This window comes from Campylobacter sp. P091, from assembly GCF_002138935.1.
Taxonomy (GTDB): Bacteria; Campylobacterota; Campylobacteria; order Campylobacterales; family Campylobacteraceae; genus Campylobacter; species Campylobacter devanensis.
Window position 1 is genome coordinate 1 of record NZ_MJKZ01000010.1, and the last position, 10,185, is coordinate 10,185.

Consider the following 10,185-nt stretch of genomic DNA (forward strand, 5'->3'; position numbering starts at 1 on the left):
ATTTCAAAGATTGACTATAAAAGATAGTTTAACATTATAAAAATTAAAAAACAAAAACGATAAAGAGATGATTTAACCAAGCTTTTCAGAAGGTTAAGGTGTTTCTCAATTCGTGAGCTGGAATTATATAAGAGATATGCTTAAAAAAAGATTAAATATTAGGCTATTTTCCTAAATATTTTAAATTTTTAATTAAATTTAGTCTAAATTCAAATTTTTTACTCTAAATTTATGATTTTATCTAACTTTTTGCTTAATGTTTTATATATTATGATAGACTTTCTTTGTTTAAAAATGGAGAAAACATGCATTACTATATAAATTTGCTTAAAGAAAATAATCTATTAAAAATTATAGAAGCGCCATGCGATATTGATCTTGAAATTGCTCATATTAGCTACATCGAAGTTAAAAAAGATAATTCTAAAGCTATATTATTTACTAATCCTATAAATAAAAATGGTGATAAATTTCCCCCTGTGATAATAAATATTTTTGGTAGTTTTAAGGCTTTGGAGATAATTTTTGGGCGTGATATTAGTGATATTTCTGATGAAATTTCAGCTCTTTTAAAGCCTAAAAAGCCAAATTCTCTGAAAGAAAAAATAGATTTTTTTGGCTATCTTTTGAGTTTAAAATCCATTTTTCCAAAAAGATTAAAAGGCAAGGGTATATGTCAAGAGTGTGAATTTAAAGAGCCAAATTTATATAAACTTCCGGTTTTGAAAACTTGGGATGATGATGGTGGTGCCTTTATCACGATGGGTCAAGTCTATACTAAGGCGTTAAATGGAACTACTCAAAATTTGGGTATGTATCGCCTTCAAGTCCATAGCCAAAATGAGCTTGGAATGCACTGGCAAATTCACAAAGATGGGGCGCATTTTTTTCATGAATATAAAAAAGCAGGGATGAAAATGCCAGTCAGCGTGGCGATCGGTGGCGATCCATTATATATCTGGTGTGGGCAGGCTCCATTACCAAAAAATATTTTTGAATTAATGCTATATGGATTTATCCGCAAAAAGCCCGCAAAGCTGGTAAAATCGCTCACAAATGATATTTATGTGCCTTTTGATGCTGATTTTGTCATTGAGGGATTTATAGATCCAAATGAGCTAAGAGATGAGGGAAGATTTGGCGATCATACTGGATATTATACGCCGATTGAGCCTTTTCCGCTGATGAGAGTAACAAAAATCACTCACAAAAAAAATCCTATATTTTCTGCTACGGTCGTTGGTAAACCGCCTTTAGAAGATAAATATATGGGATATGCAACTGAGCGTATATTTTTGCCACTTTTGCAAACTACTGCGCCAGATCTGATTGATTATAAAATGCCTGAAAATGGAGTATTTCATAACTTAATATTAGCTAAATTTAATAACCTTTATCCAGCACACGCTCAGCAGCTTATGCATGCATTTTGGGGCGTTGGTCAGATGAGCTTTGTAAAACACGCTATTTTCGTGCCTAGCGATGCGCCGAATTTGGAGGATTATAAAAATTTGGCTAAATTTGTCTTAGACAGATTTAGCCCTAAAAGCTGTCTAATCACAAGCGGAATTTGCGATCAATTAGATCATGCTAGTCCAAACTCATGCTATGGAGGTAAACTAGGCATAGATGCATCTATAGACTATGCTACTTTAGCACCAAGCGTGATAAGCAATACCGAACTACTAGATAAATTTAAAAAAATAAGCTCTGATATTTTAGAGGTATATCAATATTTTACCGATACCAAAAATCCAATCTGTATGGTAAAAGTAGATAAAAAATCAAACCTAAAATCTCTTTTTAACTCTCTTTTAACGCTTAAAAAACATTTTAAAATTATAATATTTACAGATATTGATTCAAGAATAGATAATCCATATATGATGGTATGGCGTATTACTAATAGCATTGATGCCCAGCGAGATATATATATAGATGATGAGCAAATTTGCATCGATGCGACTCGCAAAACCATAGATGATGGCTATACAAAAGAGTGGCCTAAAGAGACCAATTGCAATCAAGAAGTTGTTAAAAATTTGATTGATAGAGGCTTGATAGATGATGATACAAAATTATTTGAAAAATTTGAGATATTTGGCTGATGGTTGTAGCGGTATTTGACTCTGGATTTGGGGGGCTAAGTCTTTTAAATGAGGCTAAAAAGGAGCTTAAAGGGTGTGATTTTATCTATTTTGCTGATAATGACAACGCACCTTATGGGGTAAAGAGCATTGATGAGATAAGAGCTCTTAGCATTGATGCGGTCGAGTTTTTGCGCCCTATGGCTGATATAATCGTAATTGCGTGTAATACCGCCACGAGTGCTGCTATAAGCGACCTTAGGCAGAAATTTAGCATACCGATTATCGGGATGGAACCAGCAGTGAAGTTAGGTCAAAGCGAAGATGGCAATATACTAGTTATCGCTACGCCAGCTACGATAAAGGGTGCTAAGCTAAATGAGCTGTTAAAAAGATCAAATTTAAGCGATAAAACCTATCTTTTACCTATGCCAAAGCTAGTGGAATTCGCTCAAAATATGGAGTTTGACTCACCATCAGTGAAGCGATATATAGCTGAGCAAATAGCTCAAATCAATGCTACAAATATATCACTTTTGGTGCTAGGATGTACGCATTTTAACTATTTTAAAGATAGTTTTGCTGCTTTAATGCCAAATTGTAAGATTGTAGATGGGATAAATGGGACTATAAAGCAGATCAAAAGAAGATTAGATGAGCTAGAAAATGGCAAAAATTTAGATAAAAATTTGATCTACTACTCATCTAAAAAACAAAAAGATATAAATCTCATCACCCCATTTCTATCAAGGCTTGATGAGATGAGAAAGATCTAAGTAGATAAGCCCTAAGATATATACTTAGATCATTATAAGCTATCTATTATTTAATCTTTTATATAGATATTTAATCTTTTATAATTATCGCAACCAAGTTGTTCACCTAAATCACACGCCTTGCCATAATACTCCTTAGCCATAGCGTAATCTTGTCTTAGACCTTTACCTTCTTCATATAAGATGCCATGAAGGCCGCAACCAACTGGATTTCCACCATCACAAGATTTTTTAGATAGCTCTGCTACTTTTTGGTAGTTTTGTTTTACACCTTTACCATCATAATATAGCCATCCAAGATTATTGCAACTAAATAGAATTCCACCATTGCAAGCTTTTTCCAATAGTTCGGCTGCTTTTTGATAGTTTTGTTTGACGCCTTTGCCATCTACGTATAAGGTGCCAAGATTATAGCAACCATATGGTTCTCCACCATCGCAAGATTTTGTCCATAGTTCGAAAGCTTTTTGGTAGTTTTGTCTTACTCCTTCGCCATTATAATATAACAATCCAAGATCACTACAACCACCTAGATCCCTGTCATCACAAGCTTTTGTAAATAGCTCGGCTGCTTTTTGATAGTTTTGTTTGACGCCTTTGCCATCATAATATAGCTTTCCAAGATTCCTACAACCATATGGATTTCCACCATCACAAGATTTTTGGTATAGTTCGAAAGCTTTTTGGTAGTTTTGTTTGACGCCTTTGCCCTCTGCGTATAAGGTGCCAAGAAGGCCGCAACCAACTGGATTTTCACCATCGCAAGATTTTTGGTATAGTTCGAAAGCTTTTTGGTAGTTTTGTTTGACACCTTCACCTTTTTCGTATAAGATGCCAAGAAATATACAAGCAAGCGAAGCTCTGCCATCACAAGCTTTTTCTAATAGTTCGGCAGCTTTTTGGTAGTTTTGTTTGACGCCTTCGCCTCTTGCGTATAAGGTGCCAAGAGAAAAGCAAATATCCATATTGCCATTATCGCAAGAGCTTTCTAGCTTTTTAGGATCCATATCCTTAGCTACAACCACGCTAAAAAGTAGCGCAACAATCCAAATAATCTTTGTCATAAAATCTCCTTTTTAAATTTAAAACTCAAATAAATTTAAACTTAAAATTCAAATCCCTACCCACAACCACGCTAAAAAGTAGCGAAATAATCCAAATAAGCTTTTTTATAATATTTTTATTAAATTCCTATTCTACAGTTACGCTCTTAGCAAGGTTTCTTGGCATATCTACATCATTGCCTAATCTAATAGAAATTTCAAGCGCAAAAAGTTGTAAAACAACCATAATTTCAAAAAATTCACTCATCGGATGTGAATGAGAATTGATCTTGATAAAGTCATCGCTAAGCTCAAATTCCAAAGGCGAAATGGTAGTAATGAAGGCATCTCTAGCGGCTAATTCTTCGATATTTGATTTAGTTTTATCATATAAGATGGTTTGTGGTAATAAAGCAATCGTATATAGACCCTCATCAGCCAAAGCGATTGGCCCGTGCTTCATCTCACCAGCAGGATAGCCCTCAGCGTGTAGGTAGCTAATCTCTTTTAATTTCAACGCCCCTTCAAGAGCAAGTGGGTAAAATATATCCCTACCGATAAAGAAAAATCCATGCCCATGGACATAGTGCTTGGCTTTGCGATAGATTTTCTCTTGTAAGCTCTTATCAAAATTCACAACAGATGGGATATTTCTCAATGTTTTAATCTCATTTTCTAAGGTTTCATCATCGATTGTGTGGCGAATTTTGGCTAATTTTAGAGCTAGCATCCATAAACATATCATTTGAGTAGCAAAGGCTTTGGTACTTGCTACACCCTTTTCTATCCCAGCACGAGTTAGCAATACTTCTTTAGCCATTCTGACAATACTAGAATTATCCACATTACAGATAGCTAGGGTTTTTAAATTTGCGTTTTTAGCGATTTTTAAGGCTTCTAGCGTGTCTGCTGTTTCACCGCTTTGGCTAATTACTATAAATAGCGAATTTGGATTTAAAAACGGCTCTTTATATCTAAATTCGCTAGCCACAACTACGCTAGCTCTGATTTTGGCTAATCTTTCTAATAGATAGCTAGCAGCTAAGGCCGCATGGTAGCTAGTCCCACAAGCACACAAGACCACCTCATCGATATCATTAAATAAGCTTATATCGATATCCAAATTCAAATCATCATCGCTCAATCTACCCATCAAGCACTCAGCGATCACTTGAGACTGCTCATATATCTCTTTTTCCATAAAAAATCTATAACCATCTTTTAGGGCGTAGCCTTTGTCTTTTGGTAGTTCGGTGAAATTTGGCTTTATCTCTTGATTATTCTCATCAAATATAGTTAAATTTCCTAATTTCGCCACGCCATAACTGCCATCTTCTAGATATATGGCCTCCTTAGCTAGGCCGATTAATGGAGAATCCGAGCTAGATAGATAAATTTCATCCCCATCTCTAGCGATAATCAAAGGAGCCGCATTTTTAGCAAAAAATATCTCATCTGGAGCAGCCTTAGTAACAAGCAAAGTAGCATAAGCACCCTTTAATCTGCTAATTGTCTTTTTATAAGCTTCAAATGGGGTTTTAGCACTTTTATTATACTCTTCAAAAAGATGGACTATAACCTCTGTATCAGTCTGACTTAAAAACTTCACCCCACTAGCTTCTAGCTCATCTTTTAACTCTTTGTAATTTTCTATAATTCCATTATGAATAACAAAGCTATACTCACCTAAATGCGGATGAGCGTTTATCTCAGTAGGTTTGCCATGTGTCGCCCATCTAGTATGGCCTATAGCTACGCCACTGCCAAGGTATTGGCACTCTTTCATTTTACTAGCTAAATTCTCAAGCTTACCAACAGCCTTATAATAGCTCATCTCATTACCGCTGATAATCGCCACCCCCGCACTATCATATCCACGATATTCAAGCTCTTTTAATCCATTTAATATAATATTTTTTTTCTCTTTTTTACCGATATAGCCGACGATTCCACACATATTTTACTCCGTTATAATCTCTTTTAAAAACTCATCCACTACGCTCTTTAAATCATCATTTACAGATAAAAGAAACATATTTCTGGTACGGTTTTTGATGGTTTGTATTCTAGCATTTGCTAGCTTAATTTGGAATTTGCTAAGCATACTTAGGATATAAATCATAAATCCACGCTGATCTTTGGCGTTGATATTTAATTTCGCATAATTTTGAGAATAGTTCATATCAAAGCTAACTTCATTAGGCAAAATCACCGGCTTGTCATATTGCGGTTTCTCTTTAGAGCATAGTGCCTGGATAATCTCGTTTTTGCTCTTATCGATACTGGAATTATAATCTAGCCTTATATAGCTCTTACCATCAAAAAGCTCACAAATCTCCATATACGCAAGATCAAACCCACGAAGCTCCCTAAGAGCCATCGCCATATTCCAATTACTCTTGGCTATGATTTGTAGGCTATGGCTAGTTAGTTCTAAATCGATATTTGAGCACTCACTAGCCCTAAGGGCGATATCTATTATCTGCTGCTGACTATACTTGCTAAAGAGCAAATTTGACTCTATGCTTAGAATTTGCTCTTTTATATCCTTATCTAAAGCGATAAATTCTCTCTGTTTTTTGAGTAATTCTATCTTTTTTGTCCGTTTATTAACGCTATCCATCAAGCTCTCATCGCTATCAAAAGCACTCAAAGCACTATCATAAATTTGACGCAATTTGGCATTGTCAATATCGCTAAAATGATTTAAATTCCTAGCTTTTAATCTAGCGTAAGTTAGAATATATAGTAGTTTTAGAGCTTGTTTTTCTTTGATAGAGCTTACTAAATTTAGCATTATTGGCTCACTAATTGGCTCTGATAGGATATCTATTAATTGATTTTGATTTTTTATCAGATTTATCCCCATATTTATGGTCTTTTGTAATAGATCTAATTTCGCACAATACGACCTAAATATATTAGCGCTACTTACATAATTTGGCGAGGCTTGATGCATAAGTGCTACTAGCTTTAAGAGCATTTTGCCATTGGCACAAAGATCATTATATAGACTAAGAACAAATCTATCTTGGATATTTTCTATCTCTCCTACGATCGCTACGCAACTCTCATCTAGGCTATAATCACCTTCTAAACTAGCCAAATGAGTGCTAAACTCCATCGGCTTTATAATCTTAAATAGCTTTGAGCTATCTAAGAGTAGCTTTAAGATATCCTTACTATATCTACGATTTAATATCTTTTTTAATCCATCATATACTTTTGGGTGGTTGCCATCATCTAAACGCTTTATATATATAAGCACACTTATATCAAATTTCAGCTCCACATCTGGCAAAAAGCTTAACTCTTTAAGCGCTGATTTAAGATCGATTGGCTTTTTGCGGCTTGGTGCATAGATGGTATTTGCGATATTGTATAGACCGCTTGGCAAACGGCATATTCTAGCTGTGCCTAATGATATTTTCACCCCAAAAGCACGCCTAGCTAGATATCTTGAATAGATATATATAGTATGCATAGCCCATAGGCATTTGCTTAGGAGTATCTCTTGAGAACTTAGGCCTTTTTTTGCTTTGGTTTGCATTATTTTAGCTACAGAATCTAGATATTCACGCCCTAATATCTCGCCACCACCGCTAATTTGAAGGGCTGAGCGAAGTGAGCTAATGTAATCAAAAGCCAAATTTAACTCACTTAACTCATCTTCATCAATATACTTTAATATATTTGTCTTTAATGTGCCGCCAAAGAGGCTAAAAAGCCAAAATACCCTTTTATAATCCATAAATCCGCCACTACCATTAAGCAAATTTGGACTACAATCTAAATAGTGCGGACAGTTCATTGGTTCGAGTTTATTTAAATGATAACGAATTAGCTCATCTTTTTTATCTTTATTGATTTTAGTAATTTGAATTTTAATATTTTTATATAATATTTTTGAGCCACATACTAAACGAATATGGCTAAACAATATCGCTAGTTCAATATCATTAGATATCACACACAACTCATCTTGTTCATATAGTTTTGCCTCTATATCTAAGCCTACACTTTTTAAAATTTGCAAATATTTTTGGGCGATGATTTTAGCATTATAGCCTAATTCATTTTTATAGATTATAGCTAGGTCAATGCTGCTTTTAACACTCATTTCACCAAGCGCATAACTACCTATAGCTACCACACATAGTGGCACACTATCATCACTTAATACAAACTCACCAAATGAGTCTAATTTAACTATATCAAAAGCTGATTTTAAAAACTTATCTATCTCTTTAGATTGATAAATTCCATAATTCCTACCACCCAGCTTTATAAACCGACTCTTTAAACTCTCTTTACATTTGGCTATATCTTCTTTTAATTTTATATTTGTTTTATTCTTATTAAGTCTCATCTACTTCCTTTAAGTAGTATTTTATCTAAATTCAACTTGCAACTATATTATATATAAATTTATATAAATCAAAATTGATAATGAATCTAATTTATTTTATGTGATAATCTTACTATATAAAATAATAAAAAATATATTTTAAGAGATAATGCATTAATTAAAAACTTAGCCTAATCAAAACTTTTACTAAAAGCAATAAAATTTCAAAAATTATTTTAATGAAATGCCATTATAATAATGGCATTTCATTAAATCAGATTTTACTGTAATAGTCTTAATATATTTTGTTGTACAGCATTTGCCTGGCTCATGGCGTAGCTACCGCTTTGAGCTAGGATATTGAATTTAGAGAAATTCGCACTCTCACTAGCAAAATCCACATCCCGTATCTGACTTTCAGCTGATTTGACATTGACTTGGGTAACTGTGATGTTGTTTATCGTAGCTACTAATTGATTTTGGACTGAACCTAGATCAGCTCTTAGTTTGTCTAGCTTTTTAAGCGCATTTAATGATACATCTATCAAAGCTTGTGCCCCTGCATAGCTATTAACTCCAGCTGGCAACTCCAAAATCGGATTTAATAGCTCTACTTGACCCATCGCCCTTAATACATGCTCATCTAGCTTGTTTCTAACCAAATCACTTAGACTAAGTGATAATTGTTCTCTTAGCTGAGAGCCTATTATATCATTTGTATCAGCGGCCTTAGGATTTAAACCATCAATCCCAGCACCTTTTATATTGCCTGTAGTCTCTTTGAGATCCAAAGATGGTGGTGAGCCATTATTTGATTGTAGATAGAGTTCACCTAAGATTAATGCACTTGTGCTTTTTGCACCGGTGCTATCTTGCATAGCTAGCCCCAATGCATCGGCATCATTTGTCGTGCCTACTTGAATTAATATTGGCTTACCGTTACTAGAGCTCATTGATAAACGCCCTCCAGCATTAGAAGCACTAACGCCAGTTATATCGCTTTTGGCATTGATGGTGTCTATTAGAGCATTTGAAGGATCTCTATTTGCCACGCTTAAATTTGTCCCTATCTCTACTCCATTTATGCTTAATTTCGAAACACTGCCAGGGAAAAAAGCACTGCCAAGTATCGGAACAGAGCTAATAAATTCATTCTTAACTTTAGCCTTAACACCCGTCTCGCTGCTATAAGAGTTTATCTTATCAGCTATGACTCCTAGCCCATTATCTAGTATCTCTTGACCAGAGATAGCGTCGAATTTAATGCCATTTAAATGGCTTGGTACGGCGTTTAATTGCATAGTGAAATTCGCGGTATCGAATTTGTTGTTATCGAAAATCATAGGCGTAGTAGAGAGATAATGAGTGTGGCCTATGGCGTTTGAGTTGGTGTTTTCTACGCTGATTTTGGCCGTTTGGTTGCTATAAGCACTTATTTGGAAGTTTTTGTTAGTGAAATTGCCATTTAATAGCTTTTGACCATTGAAGCTTGTGGTATTGGCGATATTGTCTAGCTCATCAAGAAGTCTTGAGATATCATTTTGGATTGCTTTTCTAGAGTCGCTGTTTTGGCTGTCGTTGGCTGCTTGGATAGCTTTGGTTTTAATAGTATCAAGTATTTTAATCTGTTCATCCATAGCTTTATCAGCAGTTTGAACAATACCAATTGCATCATTACCATTAGATATGGCTTGACCTAAAGAGCTAGCTTGGCTTTTTAGTGAATCAGCAATAACAAGACCTGATGCATCATCAGCTGCTGTTTGAATTCTAAGACCTGAGCTTAGGCGGCCAAGTGAGCTAGTAAGCTCTCTATCATTGATCAAAGAGTTGGCATGAGCATTCATCGCTGCGATGTTAGTATTTATTCTAAAGCTCATAACTTTTCCTTTGTGTTAAGATTTCCCTATAAAACTTAAATCCATTTAGGG

Annotated in this window: 6 protein-coding genes; 2 read left to right on the forward strand and 4 right to left on the reverse strand. The window is 34.8% G+C overall.

Annotated elements, in window-relative coordinates; all coding sequences use genetic code 11:
- Positions 1 to 305 precede the first annotated feature (305 nt).
- Together CIGNP91_RS08220 and murI are read left to right on the forward strand one after the other, a co-directional pair.
- Positions 306 to 2,108 (forward strand): menaquinone biosynthesis decarboxylase, encoded by a 1,803-nt coding sequence (locus CIGNP91_RS08220; protein ID WP_086253891.1) that lies wholly within the window; start codon positions 306 to 308, stop codon positions 2,106 to 2,108.
- A complete protein-coding gene (gene murI, locus CIGNP91_RS08225) occupies positions 2,108 to 2,863 on the forward strand; it encodes a glutamate racemase (protein ID WP_086234932.1) in 756 nt (251 codons plus the stop codon). Before CIGNP91_RS08220 ends, murI begins: the two co-directional genes overlap by 1 nt.
- A 50-nt stretch (positions 2,864 to 2,913) precedes the next feature.
- Here the strand turns inward: murI and CIGNP91_RS08230 are convergent, their stop codons facing one another.
- The 4 genes from CIGNP91_RS08230 to CIGNP91_RS08245 all read right to left on the reverse strand — a co-directional run bounded on the left by CIGNP91_RS08230 (position 2,914) and on the right by CIGNP91_RS08245 (position 10,134).
- On the reverse strand, positions 2,914 to 3,927 hold the full coding sequence (locus tag CIGNP91_RS08230) for an SEL1-like repeat protein (protein WP_236848392.1): 1,014 nt from the start codon (positions 3,925 to 3,927) through the stop codon (positions 2,914 to 2,916).
- Between the two features lie 127 nt (positions 3,928 to 4,054).
- The gene (gene glmS, locus CIGNP91_RS08235; RefSeq protein WP_086253892.1) at positions 4,055 to 5,863 is read right to left on the reverse strand and encodes a glutamine--fructose-6-phosphate transaminase (isomerizing); all 1,809 of its coding nucleotides are present in this window, start codon (positions 5,861 to 5,863) and stop codon (positions 4,055 to 4,057) included.
- Positions 5,864 to 5,866: 3 nt separating this feature from the next.
- Positions 5,867 to 8,275 carry a hypothetical protein gene (locus CIGNP91_RS08240; protein ID WP_086253893.1) on the reverse strand — a complete coding sequence of 803 codons (2,409 nt, stop codon included), beginning with the start codon at positions 8,273 to 8,275 and terminating at the stop codon, positions 5,867 to 5,869.
- 260 nt (positions 8,276 to 8,535) lie between these two features.
- Positions 8,536 to 10,134, reverse strand: a complete 1,599-nt coding sequence (locus CIGNP91_RS08245; protein ID WP_086253894.1) for a flagellin B — start codon at positions 10,132 to 10,134, stop codon at positions 8,536 to 8,538.
- Positions 10,135 to 10,185 lie beyond the last annotated feature (51 nt).